Origin of the sequence: Peribacillus sp. FSL H8-0477 (assembly GCF_038002765.1) — a bacterium.
In the GTDB taxonomy this organism is placed as follows: domain Bacteria; phylum Bacillota; class Bacilli; order Bacillales; family DSM-1321; genus Peribacillus.
The window spans coordinates 1,681,879-1,700,920 of record NZ_JBBODE010000002.1 but is presented as its reverse complement, the minus strand read 5'-3'; the positions used below and the strand labels follow the sequence as shown (position 1 = coordinate 1,700,920).

Annotated in this window: 16 protein-coding genes; all 16 read right to left on the bottom strand. The window is 41.0% G+C overall.

Annotation, left to right across the window (positions count from 1 at the left end):
• Nucleotides 1–17 precede the first annotated feature (17 nt).
• Nucleotides 18–1,544 carry an acyl-CoA carboxylase subunit beta gene (locus tag MHI18_RS20040; RefSeq protein WP_340850052.1) on the bottom strand — a complete coding sequence of 509 codons (1,527 nt, stop codon included), beginning with the start codon at nucleotides 1,542–1,544 and terminating at the stop codon, nucleotides 18–20.
• Between the two features lie 18 nt (nucleotides 1,545–1,562).
• Entirely contained in the window at nucleotides 1,563–2,339 is a 777-nt protein-coding gene (locus tag MHI18_RS20035) for an enoyl-CoA hydratase-related protein (protein ID WP_445670025.1), read from the bottom strand.
• Between the two features lie 21 nt (nucleotides 2,340–2,360).
• A complete protein-coding gene (locus MHI18_RS20030) occupies nucleotides 2,361–3,269 on the bottom strand; it encodes a hydroxymethylglutaryl-CoA lyase (protein ID WP_340850050.1) in 909 nt (302 codons plus the stop codon).
• 12 nt (nucleotides 3,270–3,281) lie between these two features.
• Nucleotides 3,282–3,494 (bottom strand): acetyl-CoA carboxylase biotin carboxyl carrier protein subunit, encoded by a 213-nt coding sequence (locus MHI18_RS20025; protein ID WP_340850048.1) that lies wholly within the window; start codon nucleotides 3,492–3,494, stop codon nucleotides 3,282–3,284.
• A 12-nt stretch (nucleotides 3,495–3,506) separates the two neighbouring features.
• Nucleotides 3,507–4,859, bottom strand: coding sequence for an acetyl-CoA carboxylase biotin carboxylase subunit (locus MHI18_RS20020; RefSeq protein WP_340850046.1), 1,353 nt, complete (start codon nucleotides 4,857–4,859; stop codon nucleotides 3,507–3,509).
• A gap of 12 nt (nucleotides 4,860–4,871) precedes the next feature.
• Nucleotides 4,872–6,515, bottom strand: coding sequence for an AMP-binding protein (locus MHI18_RS20015; protein ID WP_340850045.1), 1,644 nt, complete (start codon nucleotides 6,513–6,515; stop codon nucleotides 4,872–4,874).
• A gap of 36 nt (nucleotides 6,516–6,551) precedes the next feature.
• Nucleotides 6,552–7,694, bottom strand: coding sequence for an acyl-CoA dehydrogenase family protein (locus MHI18_RS20010; protein ID WP_340850044.1), 1,143 nt, complete (start codon nucleotides 7,692–7,694; stop codon nucleotides 6,552–6,554).
• Nucleotides 7,695–7,744: 50 nt separating this feature from the next.
• Nucleotides 7,745–8,407: a TetR/AcrR family transcriptional regulator gene (locus MHI18_RS20005; protein WP_340850042.1), complete on the bottom strand. Its 663-nt coding sequence runs from the start codon at nucleotides 8,405–8,407 to the stop codon at nucleotides 7,745–7,747.
• Between the two features lie 125 nt (nucleotides 8,408–8,532).
• Nucleotides 8,533–8,985: a staygreen family protein gene (locus tag MHI18_RS20000; RefSeq protein ID WP_340850040.1), complete on the bottom strand. Its 453-nt coding sequence runs from the start codon at nucleotides 8,983–8,985 to the stop codon at nucleotides 8,533–8,535.
• Between the two features lie 64 nt (nucleotides 8,986–9,049).
• A complete protein-coding gene (locus MHI18_RS19995; protein ID WP_340850038.1) occupies nucleotides 9,050–9,826 on the bottom strand; it encodes an FG-GAP repeat protein in 777 nt (258 codons plus the stop codon).
• 17 nt (nucleotides 9,827–9,843) lie between these two features.
• Nucleotides 9,844–10,893, bottom strand: coding sequence for a cytochrome d ubiquinol oxidase subunit II (locus tag MHI18_RS19990; protein WP_340850036.1), 1,050 nt, complete (start codon nucleotides 10,891–10,893; stop codon nucleotides 9,844–9,846).
• A gap of 15 nt (nucleotides 10,894–10,908) precedes the next feature.
• Nucleotides 10,909–12,267 (bottom strand): cytochrome ubiquinol oxidase subunit I, encoded by a 1,359-nt coding sequence (locus MHI18_RS19985; protein WP_340850034.1) that lies wholly within the window; start codon nucleotides 12,265–12,267, stop codon nucleotides 10,909–10,911.
• Nucleotides 12,268–12,411: 144 nt separating this feature from the next.
• Nucleotides 12,412–14,841: a DNA topoisomerase IV subunit A gene (gene parC, locus MHI18_RS19980; RefSeq protein WP_340850031.1), complete on the bottom strand. Its 2,430-nt coding sequence runs from the start codon at nucleotides 14,839–14,841 to the stop codon at nucleotides 12,412–12,414.
• Nucleotides 14,841–16,814: a DNA topoisomerase IV subunit B gene (gene parE / locus MHI18_RS19975; RefSeq protein WP_340850029.1), complete on the bottom strand. Its 1,974-nt coding sequence runs from the start codon at nucleotides 16,812–16,814 to the stop codon at nucleotides 14,841–14,843. The genes parC and parE overlap by 1 nt, the downstream gene beginning before the upstream one ends.
• A gap of 256 nt (nucleotides 16,815–17,070) precedes the next feature.
• Nucleotides 17,071–17,484 carry a CoA-binding protein gene (locus MHI18_RS19970; protein ID WP_340850026.1) on the bottom strand — a complete coding sequence of 138 codons (414 nt, stop codon included), beginning with the start codon at nucleotides 17,482–17,484 and terminating at the stop codon, nucleotides 17,071–17,073.
• 212 nt (nucleotides 17,485–17,696) lie between these two features.
• Nucleotides 17,697–18,992: a purine/pyrimidine permease gene (locus MHI18_RS19965; protein ID WP_340850025.1), complete on the bottom strand. Its 1,296-nt coding sequence runs from the start codon at nucleotides 18,990–18,992 to the stop codon at nucleotides 17,697–17,699.
• Between the last annotated feature and the right edge of the window lie 50 nt (nucleotides 18,993–19,042).

Sequence of the window (19,042 nt, the reverse complement as noted above, 5' to 3'; positions counted from 1 at the left end):
GACTTTTTTGATACTATTCAGACTGGATTTACACCATGCTTGCGATGTGTAAACCTTAGTTCTTTGGATCCATAAGCGGCAAAACGAGTGATTAACTCTTGACGCAGGTCCTCTGGTTGAACAATCCCATCAATCACCATTTCCGACGCTAAACGATAAATGTCTATGTCTTCTTTGTATTCATTACGTTTAAGTTCAATGAACGAAGCTCGTTCTTCCACAGGCAGCTCTTGGATTTTCTTTGCATACACAGCATTTACAGCAGCCTCTGGTCCCATAACTGCAATGGATGCAGTAGGCAATGCAAGGCAGCAATCCGGTTCAAATGCTGGTCCTGCCATGGCATAAAGTCCGGCTCCATATGCTTTACGAACAACTACTGATATCTTGGGAACAGTTGCTTCACTTACCGCTGATATCATTTTTGCCCCATGGCGGATAATTCCAGCTTGTTCAACCTTTGTCCCAATCATAAAACCAGGAATATCAGCTAAAAACAGCAATGGTATATGGAAGGCATCACAAAGCTGAATGAATTTAGCCGCCTTGTCGGCAGAATCATGGAAAAGTGTTCCCCCTTTTACCCTAGGCTGATTGGCTATAATTCCAATCGATTGCCCGTTCAATCGTGCCAAACCCGTAATCAGTTCTGCTGCGAACAATTCTTTAATTTCACAAAAGCTGCCTTCATCAATTAAACAGGCTAGGAGATCTTTCATATTAAATGCAGCATTTTGATTAGCAGGGATTAAACCAGCGATTGACGACTCCGGCTTTTCAGGCTGACGTGGCTCCTTACAAATCGGCTTTTGCTGATAATTGGCAGGAAAATAGGATAAATAGCGCCGGGCAAAACTAATCGCTTCTTCTTCCGTTTTAGCAAGTACATCGCCGCATCCAGAAACCGAACAATGCATCTTAGCGCCGCCCATCTCTTCTTCACTGACTTTTTCACCAATGACCATTTCGGCCATACGAGGTGAGCCAAGGTACATAGAGGCATTGCCTTCTACCATAACAACAATGTCACAAAACGCCGGTATGTAAGCACCGCCAGCAGCTGAGGGACCAAATAACAAGCAAATTTGCGGGACTTGACCCGATAATTTCACTTGATTATAAAAAATACGCCCTGCCCCTCGACGTCCTGGGAACATTTCCACTTGATCGGTAATTCGAGCTCCGGCGGAGTCAACCAGGTAAAGCAATGGAAGTTGAAGTTTTTCAGCCGTTTCCTGGATACGGATGATTTTTTCTACGGTCTTAGCTCCCCAAGATCCCGCTTTTACTGTTGAATCATTGGCCATCACACAAACTCTTTGTCCGTTTATGGTTCCCACACCTGTGACTACTCCGTCAGCTGGCAAACCATTGCTTAAACAATTAGCAAAGAAAGCATCTTCGATATCCAATCCCTCATCAAATAATAACTGCAGCCTGTCTCTAACAAATAATTTTCCTTTTTCAGCATTACTTTGATGATATTTTTCCGCGCCGCCTTTTTTTATCTTTTCGACGGTCGTCTTCATTTCACTAATGGCCATGATGCATTCCTCCTCGATTTATCTGCCCTCAAAAATCGGCTTTCGCTTTTCGCTGAATGCCAGTAATCCTTCTGTACGATCATAGCTTGCAATCGTCTGTTCATAGGATGCTGCTTCCATTTGTAATCCTGATGTGATATCACTTTGCAGCCCACTGTTTATAGCTTGTTTTGCTGCTTTTAAAGCAAGCGGGGCATTTTGGGCAATTTCTTTCGCTAGATTCAAGGCGGTTTGTTGAAGTTGATCAGACGGCACTACTTTATTAAGGATACCTAGTGTCAAAGCCTCCTTAGCCGTAATTTTTCTTGCTGTAAAGATCAGTTCCTTTGCTGCAGCAGCACCCGCAATTCTAGGTAATCTTTGCGTACCGCCGCCCCCAGGGATAATTCCAAGCGACGTTTCTGTTAACCCCATTCTACAGTCCTCTCCTGCCAAACGGATATCACAGGCAAGAGCAAGTTCCAAGCCTCCGCCAAAAGCTGCACCATTCATTGCAGCAATCACCGGCATTGGAAATTGTTCAATGGCTGTCATCGTTTTACTGATGAGAGAGACCGTTTGTTTTACTTCTATTTCATTCATTCCTGCACGCTCTTTTAAGTCAGCTCCAGCACAGAAAACCCGTCCACCAGCGCCAGTGATGATTAGACAGCGCAGTTGAAGATTATCAATCTCTTCCAACGTTTCATTTAGTCTATTTAGCATAGTAAGCGATAAGGCATTAGCCGCTTCTGGACGATTCAGTGTCAATATTCCGACGTTCTCGACAATTTCAAGCTCAATTATATTGAACACCCTTTCGCCTCCCATATTGGCTTAGTTTTCATTGATTTGTGCAGTATAGGCAGCAAGCATGTGGCTAGGTAGATTTTTTTGTAGTTTATCCCTCATAAATACACCAGCTTGCAATAATTTTTGGATATCGATTCCAGTGTTAATATTCATTTGATTCAACATTTGAACCAGGTCTTCAGTTGCAGCATTCCCACTTGCTCCCGGTGCATACGGACAGCCGCCAAGGCCTCCAAGTGCTGCATCAAAGGTCTCAATTCCGTAATCAAGAGCAGCAAGAACATTGGCGAGTGCCATTCCCCGCGTATCATGAAAGTGCAGAGCTAGATTGGTGGATTTGTAGCGTTTAAGCGCCAATTCCAGAAAGTCTTCTATTTGATTCGGTGAGGCCGCACCAATCGTGTCGCCAAGCGATACTTCACGAACGCCCATTTCAAGCAGTTTGTCACAGATTCGAAAAACCTGTTCAACCGGAACTTCCCCTTCATACGGACAACCAAAAGCAGTAGATATATAGCCTCGAGCCGTTTTACCGCCTTGAAGGGCCCCTTGAACAACCTCTTCTAAAATTGGATACGTGTCGACGATGGATTTATTAATATTTGCTTGATTATGCGATTCACTTGCTGACATGAACACGGATACTTCATCAATATCTGCTTCTAACGCAGTAACTAACCCTTTCATATTGGGCACCAGTGCTGCATACGTAATTCCTTGATACCGTTTGATGGCTTTTGCCACTTCACGTGCATCACTCAGTTGTGGAATCCATTTAGGATGAACAAACGATGTTATTTCAATATAGGTTAATCCCGTATTAGACAGGCGGTCAATCCATTCAATTTTATCTGCCGTTTCAATGATTTTATCTTCATTTTGCAGGCCATCGCGGGGGCCGACTTCTTTTATCTGTATTTTTTGTTTTCTCATTGCATCCCCTCCTTATTCAATAATGACCAATATGTCCCCTTCGTTAACGAAGTCGCCTTCCTTAACTTTTAGTGCTGTTACTACTCCATTTCCCACTGCTGAAATAGGAATTTCCATCTTCATTGATTCAAGGATGACAACATCTTGGCCTTCGACAACCTCATCACCAACCGATACATTGATTTTCCATACACTACCTGCCATACTTGCTTTCATTTCTTCCATCCTTACCGCCTCCTATTTGCTGTTCAATTTTTTTAGATGTTTATCGATAAAATCTGTTGTCGTATCTCCCTCACGAAAAGCGGGGTGCTTACTAATGTCTTGCAGCAGCGGAATATTAGTCTTAATCCCGTTTATCTGATACTCTTCTAGTGCGGAACTCAGGTTATCAATCGCTTCATTTCGTGTATCGCCTTTAACAATCATCTTGGCAATCATTGGATCATAGTAAGGCGACACGATAGATGCTCCATGAACACCAAGTTCATGACGGATATACTCATTTTCAGGCAGGATCAAAGAGGTAATGGTCCCGGGCGACGGGAAAAAAGTGACCGGATCTTCTGCATATATGCGAACTTCTATGGCATGCCCCTCTCGTTTAATATCAGCTTGTGTAAGCGTTAACTTTTCACCCGAAGCAACTCTAATTTGTAGTTCAACCAAATCAAGACCAGTAATCTCCTCCGTAATGGGGTGCTCTACTTGAAGCCTTGTATTCATTTCTAAAAAATAAAATTGTTGTTGTTCATCAACTAGGAATTCAATTGTTCCCGCGTTTTGATAACCGATTTCTTTTATGGCACGAACAGCAGACTGCCCCATGTTGATTCTCGTATCTTCATCAAGAAAAGGAGATGGTGCTTCCTCAACGACTTTCTGATTACGTCTTTGGATGGAACACTCGCGTTCCCATAAATAAACAGCCTCTCCAAATTGGTCAGCAAGGATTTGAATTTCAATATGCCTTGGTTTTTCAATTAGTTTTTCTATGAACATATCCCCATTGCCAAAAAACATTTCAGCACGTTTCTGGTTCCCAGAAAATGCAGCAATCAGCTCTTCCTCATTCCAGACAGCCTGCATACCAATGCCTCCCCCGCCCGCCGCAGCCTTAAGCATGACAGGATACCCGATTTCAGCTGCTGACTTACTAGCATCCTCGAGATTAATTAGGGGACGAGACAAGCCTTTCACAAGCGGCAAACCAGCGGCCTCCATCAGTTTTCTAGCTTCAACCTTGTTTCCCATTTTTTCAATTATATCCGGGTTTGGTCCGATAAAAGTAAGACCCGCCCGAGCACAGCTTCTGGCAAAATCCGCATTTTCGCTCAAAAATCCATACCCTGGATGAATACTGTCACAATTTGCTTTTTTGGCAATTTCTAAAATTTTTTCTACATGTAAATAACTCTCATTTACCTTTGGTCCGCCGAGCAAGTATGCTTCATCAGCCATCGAAACATATGGGGCGTTTTGATCTGCTTCTGAATAAACTGCCACACAGGGGATGTTCATCTTTTTACATGTGCGAATAATTCGAGCAGCAATTTCACCCCGATTTGCAATCAATAGTTTAGTAACCATTACATTTCCTCCTTATCTGGATGTCCGGAGTAAGTCTAGCGACTGTTCTCTTAATTTATATTTCTGGATTTTTCCAGATGCTGTCATCGGATAATCCTCGGTAAATTGAAAGTACCGTGGAATTTTATGGCGGGAGATTTTCCCTGTACAGTATTCACGAATATCCTGTTCTGAAACTTGAGCACCAGGTTTAGGAATAATCCAGGCCATGACCTCTTCACCGTATTTTACATCTGGAACACCAATTACCTGGACATCATTAACTTCCGGGTGCTGGTATAGAAATTCTTCTATTTCTCTTGGATAAATGTTCTCTCCGGCTCGTATGATTAAATCCTTCAGGCGTCCGGTGATTTTACAGTAACCATTTTCGTCCATCACGGCGAGATCACCTGTATGCAGCCAATTTCCCGTATCGATGGCCTCCCTTGTTGCTTCGGGATTTTTATAATATCCCTTCATCACATGATATCCTCGGGTACAAAGCTCTCCTTGGCTGCCAAAGGGTACTTCTTCCCCTGTGCCCGGGTTAACAATTTTCACTTCTACATTGGGCAAGGCTCGCCCAACAGAGGAAACCCTAAGTTCAATAGGATCATTTGTCCGTGTCATCGTAATACCAGGCGAGGCTTCCGTTTGACCATAGGTAATCGTAATTTCAGAGATTCCCATTTTCTCTACAACGTTTTTCATCACTTCTATCGGGCAATTGGAACCAGCCATGATTCCCGTTCGCAAGCTTGTTAGATTATACTGAGGGAAATCATCTACATTTAGCTCCGCGATGAACATAGTAGGTACACCATGGAGGGCGGTACATTTTTCTTGTTCTACCGTGTTCAGCACCTTTCTCGGGTTGAACTCTTCTAACGGAACCATTGCGGCTCCGACTGATACACATGCCATATTTGCCAGTACACAACCAAAGCAATGAAAAAACGGAACTGGAATACACAGCCGGTCATTGTTTGATAGCTTCATACAGGCTGCAATATTTACACCGTTATTAACCAAGTTGGAATGAGTCAGCATGACCCCTTTAGGAAAACCAGTTGTTCCAGAGGTATATTGCATATTAATTACATCCTGATGATGTAATTGTTGCATCCGAAAATCTAGTTGTTCATCTGTTACTTGATCCTTAGCTGCAAGCAACTCCTTCCAAGAAACTGTACCCGGATATGTTGAATCTCCAAGGACAATGATATTTCTTAAATGCGGCAGCTTGCTAGATTTCAACTGCCCTGGGGCGGCGTCGGTTAATTCCGGTACGATTTCATATAACGTATCAATAAAGGAATGGTCCTTAAAATGATCCATTAAGATGATGGTTGAGGCATCTGATTGACTGAGGAGATACTCAAGCTCATTAGTCCGGTAACTCGTATTGACTGTGACAAGTACCGCTCCCATTTTCGCAGTGGCAAATTGACTGATCAGCCACTCCGGCTTATTGGATGCCCAGATTGCCACATGCTCTCCCTTATCGATTCCGAGTGACATGAATCCTTTAGCAGCATCACGACAAAGTTTCTCAAATTCTTTATACGTATAGCGCAAATTTAATTCTGGGTAAACAACTGCTTCCCTTTCTCCATAAACCGTTGCAGTTGTTTCGAGCAGCTTTCCGACAGTACTGTTCACTAATTCCGTCATAGAAACCTCCCATAAATTAATAAAATCTCTGAAAGATTAACAGCCTAGCTGTCTAGCAATGACTAATCTCTGAATCTCAGAAGTTCCTTCACCAATCTCAAGAAGCTTGGCATCTCTTAGAAAACGCTCCACTTCATACTCACGCATATAACCTGAGCCTCCATGAATTTGAATGGCTTGGTTACTAGCCCTAAAAGCCATTTCTGATGCAAAAAGCTTGGCATAGGCACTTTCCTTTGTGAATGGTTTTTTATGATCCTTCAACCAAGCCGCTTTGTATACCATATTTCTTGCCAATTCGATTTCCATTGCCATATCAGCAAGTTTAAATTGAATGGCTTGGAATTTAGAAATCGATTGTCCGAATTGGACACGTTCTTTTGCAAAAGCCAACGATCTTTCAAAAGCTGCCTGTGCAATACCCACAGCAAGTGCTGCAATTGAAATTCTCCCGCCGTCCAGCGTATATAAAAATTGTTTAAATCCGGCTTCTGCATCACCAAGAAGATTTTCCTTTGGCACTCTGACGTGATCCAAAATGATTTCACATGTATTTGAGGCCCTGACCCCCATCTTGTCGTAATTACTAGAGATTGAAAGTCCTTTTGAGTCAGTCGGGACAATGAAAGCTGAAATAATATTCTTACCGCGGCTGTCTTTCCCTGTTACGGCTGTAACGGTAATCGTCCTTGAATACCCAGCATTCGTAATCCAGCACTTTTCGCCAGTAATGACGTATTCATCTCCTTCAAGATCAGCCCGCGTCCGAGTTCCCCCTGCATCAGATCCTGCATTCGGTTCCGTTAGTCCAAATGCCGCTAACGTTTCTCCTTTTGCCAGCGGAACGAGATACGTTTGCTTTTGCTCTTCAGTACCGAAATAATAGATAGGACTTGAGCCCAGTGATACCGCTGCAGCATAGCTTAACCCAGTACCACCGCATGCTTTACCAATTTCCTCTACGGCAATCGCATAGGAAATGGTATCTCCTCCTGAACCGCCATATGTTTCAGGAAATGGAATTCCTAGCAGACCTAACTCCCCCATTTTCTTGAAAACTTCTTCAGGAAACTTAGATTCACGGTCTAGTTCAATCGCAATCGGCTTAATCTCTTTCTCTGCGAACCCTCGAGTCATTTCTTTTATCATCAGCTGTTCCTTTGTTAACTCAAAATTCATAGTGAACCTCCATCTTTTTATTGAGACCGACTAGTTGGTCGGTCAAGTCTTTATGTAAGCGCTTTATTACTTAAAAAATATCTTGCATAGCGGGGATTTTGTTTAGCTTCTGGTGTTAGGAGTCCCAGAAGAATGAAGTCAACATAAATCTCAGCAATTTCTTCAATTGATTTTTCGCCTTCCCGTTTGTACCATTTATACGACCAATTCACCATTCCCAAGATAGACATCCCGATAATCGTACGGTCTAGTTCAGGACGAAACTCTCCGGCAGCTACGCCTTCCTCAATTAAAGTAAATAAGAGCGTTTTGTACTTTTCTCTTTTTTCCTTAATTGAACGTGCATATAACGGTTTTAGATAACCACTTTCTTGATAAAATACTGATATATGAGGTTTATAGAGGTCAAACACTTTGACAAATGAAGTAATCATTTTCTGCATTTTTTCTGTGGGGTGAGTACTAGTTGAAATGGCTTCTGTTGCCTTATTTAAAACGTAGGAAATAAAATAATCATGAATCACAAAAAGCAATTCATCCTTGGAATGAAAATGGTGATAAAATCCGCCTTTGCTTGTACCGCTTTCTTGGACAATTTGATTAACAGAGACGCCATGAAAACCATGTTTTTCGAAAAGCTGTAAAGAGGTATCAATAATCCGATTTTTCAGATCCGTATGACCCCAGCTCCTTTCACACTGTAAATAAACCACTTACATTACTTTTATTGGAAACACAAGTTGATTTTATCTAATTATAAATATGTTGTCAATTCTGAATTTTTCAAACCATATAAATAGCACTCTATATATGCTTAATTAGAGTGCTATTAGTGCCGCTATAAATATTGCCTAGGGGTACCATAGTCAAGGGTTTGATTAGATTCAGGATAGATAGAGGTGAATTCTACATAGATCGGACTATCCAAGAGCCACGGGTAGTATCCTAAAAATGGGATATCAGCATGCATAATAGCTTGGAGGGCAAGCGGAAGTTCCCGCTGAAAAATCATATAACGGATTTTCGCATGATTTGCATCAAATTCCCCATCGCTGACATGAACAGTTACCAAAAGAATGTATTGTCCCCGATCAGGTTTCCACTCAGCCAACACTTCATCTCTCATCGTCGGATTAATTTGAGATTGGTCATAATGACACCCTATTGCCACTGTAATGATTCCACTTTGATCATCATGAGTAACTGTGTATTTCCTGCCCTCTGCCGGATGAGAAAAGGTTACAGGCGGCATATAGGTAATCACTAACTTTTCCAAATCTAATATCGACATGGCAAGTACCTCTCCTCTACTTTCTGCTTACTTGCCATATCCTATGAATAGCGCCCAGTATTTGCTACTTTTTTTTCATTTGAACAGGTTTTATTTTAACATCCACTAATCTCCAACCATCCTTCTCGTAATGCCATTTAGAAACAAGGTCAGCCAAGCTATCTTGTTGATGAATACCATTTATTCTTTGTCTGCCTTCCAAGTTTTTTCCTCTTCCAAGGATTTGATACGTTTTTAATGAATAATAAGAATCAATCATCAGCTCCGTTTCTTCATTAAGAATTCCTTCCTGATACAGGCCGAGCTCCTCATACTCTTTCCGACGGTTCTTTACATCAAGTACAATGGGTTTGTGGTTATCCACCTTCAAAACAGCCTTATAGTCATTTAAATACTGAGAAGTAACTTGTACAGCTGGTGGAACTGACAAATCAAGAAGCTTATCATCTTTGAATGTAAAGGCAAAAGCTTCTATTGGAGTGGAGTCACCCTCCTCATGGTTGAAAGCTGGAACCGTAACGAGGACATCCTTCACTCCATCATGATTAAGATCCGCAAAGGATACGGTTGGGGAGCAGCCGCTGCTGAGAGGAACCTCTCTGAGTACGCCTTTACTAGTAACCATTAAAATAATTTCTTTGTAAAAATCACTACCATTTTCATATTGAATTCCTTTTACAATAATGGCATCTTTCTTTTTATCACCGGTAAGCTCTTTTTTTTCATGATAAAGAATCTTTTCATCTTGACTGCTTTTCCCCTGAGCAGCTACTGCTTGGCAGGCAAACAGAACAGCTACAATAAAAACCAGGTATTTGAAAATCTCAGCTTTTTTGTTCATCACCCCCCACCTACTCCCTATTTTTTACTTTCCTGCTTTTGTTGCGATAAATATCGCTTATCCTTCATAAACAAACGCCAAAACAAGTAAAAGCCTGGAAGCAAGATGGCGCTGCAAATAATAATTACGATAAACACAGCACGAAATGTTGCTGGATCTGTAAAGCTATTCTCCAGTGTAACAATTGGATAAACAATATACGGAAGATGTGCTCTTCCATATGCAAAGCTCGCAATAAAATATTGGATAACAATCGCAATAACCGCTAGCCTAGGCATTCCTTTAACATCTCTTTTAGAGAAATACGGCAGATAAAGTCCAATTCCACCTATGACAAAAAACAGGACCGATAGCAGCAGCATCCAGGAATGCTCCATCATATTTTCATACAACCATGGAGCCTCGCTTTTCATGGTCCACATGACCAAAAATGCAAAGACTAACGATATTGGACCTGTAATCATGGCGTTTTTTCGATAAATTTTAAAGGCCTCTACTTCATTTGATTCTTTTGAGTAATCGGAAAGCAGCAGGGCGGATAGAAATAATGTACTGAATACCCCAAAACCAACAAAGGCATATTCATGGGGACTTGTAAACAGAGCAGACAGGTTCAATACTTCCTGTCCCTTCTCTCCCTCTACAAAATTCCCATGAGAGATCGGTAAAACGCTTATTAAAAGCGCAGGAATGATGATACCTGTTATCCCAGAGATATAGGTTAAAACTTTGCTGTATTTTGTTGCAATATGCGAAAAGACTAAAAATGCGCTTCGAATGGCAAGCAGCAAAAGAATAAGACTTCCTGGAATTAATAAAACCGTACCCAGCGTATAAGCCGCACCTGGAAACAGTGCATATAAACTAATCACCAAAAGGACAATGAACGTATTCGTAACTTCCCATGTAGGCGAAAGATAACGATTCGCAACATTTGTCACCTTTGTTTTCTCTTTATTAAAGTAGAGAAAGGACCAAAACCCCGCTCCGAAGTCCATAGTTCCCAAAATAGAGTAGAAAAACACAAATAACCAGAGCGTGGTAATTGCGAGTATAGTATCAGTCATGTTCGTTCCCCCTTTTTATGAGTTTGATCCATATAATGGGAGACCTTTTTGCTCAGCTCGATAGATATCATCCTGTATAGTATTTCGTTTGAAATAATAAAGCAGGACGGATACAACGGCTATGCCAAGAATCGCATAGACAACGGCAAACGATGCAAATAAGGGTCCAAGATTGGTCGAAGTGGTAACAGAATCTGCTGTAGATAACATACGATAGATGGTCCACGGCTGACGACCAGTACAAGCAAATATCCAGCCTGCTTCGATAGACATCATGGCCATTGGACCTGACAAAACAAGAATCACCAGCATCCACTTAGGAATTTCTCGTTTTCTACGGAAGTTCCAAAGATAAATAAACAAGGCAATGACGATCAGCATACTGCCCGTTATTACCATGAAATTAAACAACGTATGAACAAATAGCGGCGGCCATTCTTCCTCAGGAAAATCATTTAAACCAATCACTTCGGTATCAAAACTGTTCCCTGACAAAAAGCTGAGAGCCCAAGGTATCTCAATTCCATATTTCACTTCCTGTGTTTCTCGGTCCGTATACCCAAGCATAGTGAGTGGTGCATGGGTCTGCGTTTCAAAGAGTCCTTCTGCAGCCGCAAGCTTTTCCGGCTGGTATTCATGAAGTTTTTGCGTAACGACATGTCCATTCAGTGCTGTAAATAAAGCGAAAATACCTCCAGTAATAACACAAATCTTCAACGCTTTTTTATGAAATAAGTAGTCTACACTTTTAGGACCTATTCTCAGCATTTTAAAGGCAGCCACTGCAGCAATAACAAATGCCCCTGTTGTATACGCCGTCAATACAACATGAATAGCGGTTACGATAAAACTCGGATTGAAGAAGGCCACCCACGGCTGCACATCTGAAATCACACCATTTTCCATCTTAAACCCTGCAGGGGTTCCTTCAAAGGAATGAACATTTGAAATTAATACAGCCGAGGCCATCGCTCCAAACGCCACTAATACTAAACTGAGCGTACGAGCCCAAGGTGGTAGTCTTTCAGCTGCATAGACATAAATAGACATAAACAGTGCTTCTAAAAAGAACGCATAAATCTCAATTTGAAACGGGAGAACCATTACTTTTCCGATGACCTCCATAAAACCAGGCCATAACAAGGACAACTGCGTGCCGGCAATTGTACCCGTTGGAATCCCTACGCCAAGCAAAATGGCAAAAGTCTTCGTCCAGCGCTTGGCCATAATGACGTAATGATAGTCCTTCGTTTTTTGATACATCAATTCGGCAATAATCATCATCAATGGTAATCCAACACCAAGGGTAGCAAAAATTATGTGAAAGCCCATCGTCGTGCCAAATAATGACCTTGCTATAACCAAATCATCCACTTGTACTCATCCCTTCCCATTTAACTGTTTGTTATTATTTCCAACAATCATGAAAATATTTGAAAAGATGGGTTAAAAGGAAAATTTCATTTCACGCAAAAAAAACCCGGCCAGAATGGAATCCATTCGGCCGGGCTCGAGCTATTAATTCTCTTCAACACTGACTTTCCACAATTCACAAACTTTACCATTTTCTGTTTCATCAATAATAAATGAACCGTTTGAATATCGGTCTGCCGGGCGCAGGCTGCTAATGTGAATGTTTTCGACATACTGTTTATCGGTTAACAGGAATACCGAATCACTTTGAATAACAATGTCCAGCCCAACCACGCGATGCGGATGCGATTTAAGCTCCCGAAGAAGCAGAACTCCACGTTTCGCCCGCGAAGCTTTTTCAAATTCAGAAAGCTTCATTTTTTTCACTGCACCTCGCTGCGTAGCAATAAAGATGGTGCCAGCAGTTTGTTTACTAATGACTTTACCACCCGCAACAAAGTCATCTTCTTTTAGATTAATTCCTTTAACCCCTGCAGCACGAATACCTACTGGGGTAATTTCTTCTTCATCAAACCAGAGCGAGTACCCAAAGTGAGTAGCCAAGAATATATCTGCTGTTCCATCGGTTAAGTGAACATCAATTAGTTCGTCATCGCCTTTTAAATTAACGGCTACAAGCGGCTTAGAATGACGTTGAGCCTTATAACAAATTAAGTCTGTTTTTTTGACCATCCCATTCTTCGTAATAAACAGCAAATACTGCGGCTGTTCAAAGTCTTTAATTGGGATAACCTTTAAGATCTGTTCATCACGATCAATCGGAATGATATTGGCAATATGCTGCCCTGTTTCCTTCCAACGGACATCTGGGAGCTGATGGACGGGACAATAGAGGAAGTTCCCTTTATTCGTAAACAACAAAAGAACATCCGTTGTATTTGCATCTATCTTTTGAAGCATTCTATCCGTGTCTTTCATCCCAAAGTCAAGACCTCCGGATGCAGTATAGGAACGGAGTGAGGTTCGTTTCACATACCCCTGCTTTGTGACTGTCACAATTACATCTTCACTCGCTATCAGCACTTCAAGATTAATTTTCAGTTCTTCTATTTTATCTTCTATTTTGGATCTGCGTGTATCATTAAATCCTTTTTTAACAGATCTTAGTTCCTTTTTAATGACTTGTTGTAAAAGCTTTTCGCTATCAAGAATTTTTGAGAGCTCTTCAATTTTTTGTTTAAGCTCCGCACCTTCCGCTTGCAAGGCCGTGATATCAGTATTGGTCAGTCTATATAATTGTAAAGAAACAATCGCTTCAGATTGAGGCTCGCTGAAATCAAATTTTTCCATCAAGTTATTTTTTGCATCTCGCTTATCCTTAGACGAACGGATGATAGAAATAACTTCGTCGAGAATGGACAGCGCTTTAATTAGACCATCTACAATATGCGCACGATCATGTGCTTTTTGTAATTCATAACGTGAACGGTTACTAATAACTTCTTTACGATGGTTAATATACGCATCCAACAACATAGGCAGGCTCATTAAAGTTGGGTGCTTTTTATAAATAGCCACCATATTAAAGTTATAGGCAACTTGCAAATCAGAGTTTTTATATAAATAATTTAAAACACCGTTTGCATTGGCGTCTTTTTTAAGCTCAATGACAATTCTCAATCCGGTACGATCCGTTTCATCACGGACTTCATTCATTCCCTCAACCTTACGATCCAGTCTAAACTCGTCCATCTTCTTGACTAAATTAGCTTTATTCACTTCATAAGGTATTTCGGTAATGACTATCTGCTGTTTACCGCCGCGAATGTCTTCAATTTCAGCCTTAGACCGAATGATAATTTTTCCTTTACCGGTTTCATAAGCTTTTTTAATTCCTTCTACCCCTTGGATAATCCCTCCAGTCGGGAAATCAGGTCCCTTAATGACGGTCATCAATTCATCTACACTGGCGTCCGGTTTATCGATTCGCATGATTGCTGCATCAATAACCTCGCCCAATTGATGCGGAGGGATTTCAGTTGCATACCCCGCTGAAATACCGGTTGAGCCATTGGCAAGCAGCGTCGGGAACATCGCAGGCAGAACGATAGGTTCTACGGAAGTATCATCAAAGTTGGATACAAACTCTACTGTCCGTTTATCAATATCTCGGAGTAATTCAGAAGCGATAGCTGAAAGACGTGCCTCTGTATATCTCATTGCTGCTGGAGGATCGCCGTCAATACTACCATTGTTTCCATGCATTTGAATTAATTCTTTTCGCAGTTTCCAGTCTTGACTCATCCGTACCATCGCTTCGTACACAGAAGAATCACCATGGGGGTGATAATTACCAATAACATTACCCACGGTTTTGGCAGATTTCCGGTAAGCCTTCTCATGAGTATTTCCTTCTACATGCATAGCGTATAAAATACGACGCTGTACCGGCTTCAAGCCATCTCTAGCATCCGGCAGCGCACGGTCTTGAATAATATACTTACTATAACGTCCAAAACGATCTCCGATTACCTCTTCTAGGGGCAAATCCCTATATACCTCTTCACTGGCCATTATTTGCCCTCCTCTGCTACCGATATATTTTCATTATCTAAAATATTCGATTCTTCTTCGAGACCAAATTTAACATTTGATTCAATCCATTTACGTCGTGGTTCTACTTTATCTCCCATTAAGGTCGTAATCCTTCTTTCCGCTCGGGCAACATCTTCTAATTTCACTCGAATTAAGGTTCTAGTCTCTGGATTCATCGTAGTATCCCAAAGCTGATCTGCATTCATTTCTCCAAGACCTTTATACCGTTGGATCATATAGCCTTTCCCAACTTTATCAATGGCACCTTGCAATTCTTCATCGTTCCAGGCATATTCGAGTACCGCTTTTTTTCCGTTTCCTTTACTAACTTTATAAAGAGGAGGCAACGCGATAAAAATCTTTCCTGCTTCAAACAATGGTCTCATGTACTTATAAAAGAATGTCAAGAGCAATACTTGGATATGAGCTCCATCTGTATCTGCATCAGTCATGATGACAATTTTGTCGTAGTTTGTATCTGCCACAGTAAATTCAGGTCCCACGCCAGCACCAATGGCATGAATAATCGTGTTGATTTCTTCATTCTTCATGATATCCTGCAGCTTAGCCTTTTCTGTATTTAAGACCTTTCCACGAAGCGGCAGGACTGCTTGAAATCTCCTGTCTCTCCCTTGTTTAGCTGAACCTCCTGCAGAGTCTCCTTCTACAAGATAAAGTTCATTTTTGTCAGGATTTTTCGATTGTGCTGGTGTTAATTTACCAGACAGCATGGTATCTGATTTCTTCCGCTTTTTCCCGCTTCTAGCGTCTTCCCGTGCTTTTCTTGCTGCTTCACGAGCCTGAAAAGCTTTGACAGATTTTTTAACCAAGAGTGTACTCGTATTCGGGTCTTCCTCAAAGAAATAAGCCAAATGCTCGGACACAATTGAATCAACTGCTGATCGTGCTTCACTTGAGCCCAGTTTGCTTTTTGTTTGTCCTTCAAATTGCAGCAATTCTTCTGGAATTCGAACGGAGATAATCGCTGAGAGGCCCTCCCGGATATCTGTACCTTCAAGATTCTTATCTTTTTCTTTTAACATACCGCTTTTTCTCGCATAGTCATTGAAAGCACGAGTCAGAGCTGTTTTCGCACCGATTTCATGCGTACCGCCATCTTTTGTCCGAACATTATTAACAAAGCTTAAAATATTTTCTGAGTAACCGTCATTAAATTGAAACGCAAAATCTAATTCTATGCCATTCTGATTGCCCTCTAAACTAACGATACTATGAAGGGTATCTTTTTCTTCATTCAAATACTCAACAAATGCTTCAATTCCATTTTCATAATAAAAAATATCTTGTTTATCATGACGTTCATCGATTAATTCAATTTTAAAGCCTTTTAACAAAAACGCAGATTCACGTAATCGTTCAGATAAGGTGTCATAGTTATAACTCGTCACAGAAAAGATAGTCGGATCAGGCTTGAAATGAATCAGGGTTCCCGATTGGTTCGTTTTCCCGACCTTCTCAAGTGTAGTTTCCGGCTTTCCTCCATTAATAAAACGTTGTTCATAAACAAAACCATCACGTTTAATTTTCACAACCAGCCATTCAGAAAGCGCATTAACAACAGAAGCCCCTACTCCATGCAGTCCCCCGCTTGTTTTATATCCGCCTTGACCAAATTTACCGCCAGCATGAAGAATGGTAAGAATTACTTCAGGTGTCGGCTTGCCAAGCTTATGCATCCCTGTTGGCATTCCGCGTCCTTTGTCCGTGACACTAATGCTGTTATCTTTATGTATTTTTACGATAATTTGATCTCCGTGTCCCGCAAGTGCTTCATCCACGGCATTATCGACAATTTCATATACTAAATGGTGGAGTCCTCTCGCATCTGTGCTTCCAATATACATACCCGGGCGCTTTCTTACAGCCTCGAGTCCTTCTAATACCTGTATGGCATCTTCATCGTACGCAAACTCTTTACTATTTTTTGCCACAGAAATTCCCCTTTCATACTCTTCCGCAATTTCCGGGCCAAATCATCTGTGTGAATTGACTGAAAATCATGTGTCTAGTGAATTGCAGATGTTCTCTGCTATCATTTATTTCTCTTTTATATTATAAGTATAATGAATTTTGCACAAAAGAACAAACGTTCCTTTTATTCGAGATCCGTAATTAGGTTATGTACCTTTAGCTATCGGTCATTTATTAGGCGAAAAAAAGGAGCGGCGGCCCGCTCCTTCTCAAGTCTTACTTCGTAAGGGCATGTTCGACTTTAATACAACGATCCATGATGACTGTATAACCTTTGTCCTTCAGGTATTCATATGCTTCCTCATTAACCACACCGAGCTGTGCCCAAAAGATATCAGCGTCAATCTCAGCAAACTCTCTGGCAATTTCGGGAAGGAACTCCGATCGCCTGAATACATTTACAATATCAATATGTCCATCAATTTCTTTAAGCGATGAAACGGCCTTTACCCCTAGTACTTCCTCCACGCTTGGATTTACTGGAATAATTTCATATCCGCTCTTTTGCATGGCTTCAGAGACCATGTAAGAGGTTCTGTCTGGTTTATCAGATAATCCGATAACAGCAATTCGTTTAGCTTTTTTTAACATAGCACCCATTTCAGACCGGGTTGGATTTTCAATGGTCATGCTAAACAGCTCCTTTAGGTAAGTTTTTCAATCGTTACAATCAAGTTTTTTTAAAGTTCATGTAAGTTTTTTAACGTAAGTTTATTCTCTAAATATCATTTTAGCTTAAGTTTTCCCTATTTAGCATAACAGAAATTGCGTCGTAAGAAATATTAATAAACTATTTTTAGTTGAAATAAATTTAATAATTGCCTATAAACAAGTAAATATGCTCATCGCGAGACACGCTTTTTAGAAATAAATAATAACCACTGATCAGTCATTATCGCTACAATGGTTCCAAATATCAGTCCATTACTTAATAATGAAGTCACAATCGGTGAAATACCTTTAAACGCTTCGGAAGGTACGAACATCACACCCACACCACATAATAAAGAGACACCGATCACACTCCTTACTCTAGCTGAATCTGCTTCTTTATCGAAGTCCGAAAAAGCCATTCCGATCATACTCGCAAAGACAACGAAGGTAACAGAATATCCCACAGGAACAGGTAAAGATGAAAATATATTCATAATGCTAGGAAATAAGCTAAAACCTATAATTAAGACAGCACCTAAAATAAACGGCAGTCTTGAGGTAATACGGGTTGTGGCAATAAATCCTGCTGCACCTGAAATTGGGACAGGTCCAATGGCACTGAACACTCCGCCGATCAGCTGATTGACTCCGGTAACAAAGCCGCCTTTTTTTAAGCTGACTTTAGTTTGGATAATTCCGAGAGATTTCATTAAATTTTCAACAACGCGTACACTAGCAATCATGTTCGTTAATAACAGCAATGTGACAAATATTGATGTCATAATCATACCAAAATCAAAATGAGGTTCCCCAAATACAAACATTTTCGGTAAAGAAATCATTGACTGGTGAGAAGATGTAATTGGTTTGGCCGCACCAAATAGTGCAAATAGTGCCCACCCAAACATAAGAGCGATTAAAACTCCATATTGCCTGATTGCGTCCACTTTATGCCTTGTCACATAAAAAGTAAATAGAACTGTCACGAGACTTAAGGCTGCGATTTTTAAGTCTACTCCTGAACTATTATAGCCGACACCCAGCATCCCATTCAAAAATGATTTACTGAGCTGCATGACCAGCAGCAATATGTAGATACCGGTTACCACCGGTGTAAAAAGTTTACTGATTTTATCTATTAATCCCGCTAAACTCAGGATAATAAACAATACTCCGCTCATCAGCATAGCTCCCTGAAGAGCTTGAAGTGTCTCTGTTGCAGTGGCAAACAACGTTGTACTCATTCCTGCATAGAGTGCAAATACTCCCCACCACAAACCAGCAGGACCTTCATTAATCGGGAGCTTGTGCCCTAGAGTCACTTGGAGCAGACCTGCCACTCCTAGAACGAATATAGTCCGCTGTACGAATTCAGCAGCATCAGCACCGCTCAAACCAAATAAATCAGCTACCGCAATAGGTGCTACAATGGATGATGCCATCACAAAAGCTACCCACTGGAAGGCTGAAACTAGATTTTTCATATTCTCAATCTCCTAATTCCTTAAAATCAATTTCTCTATTTAATTAGCAT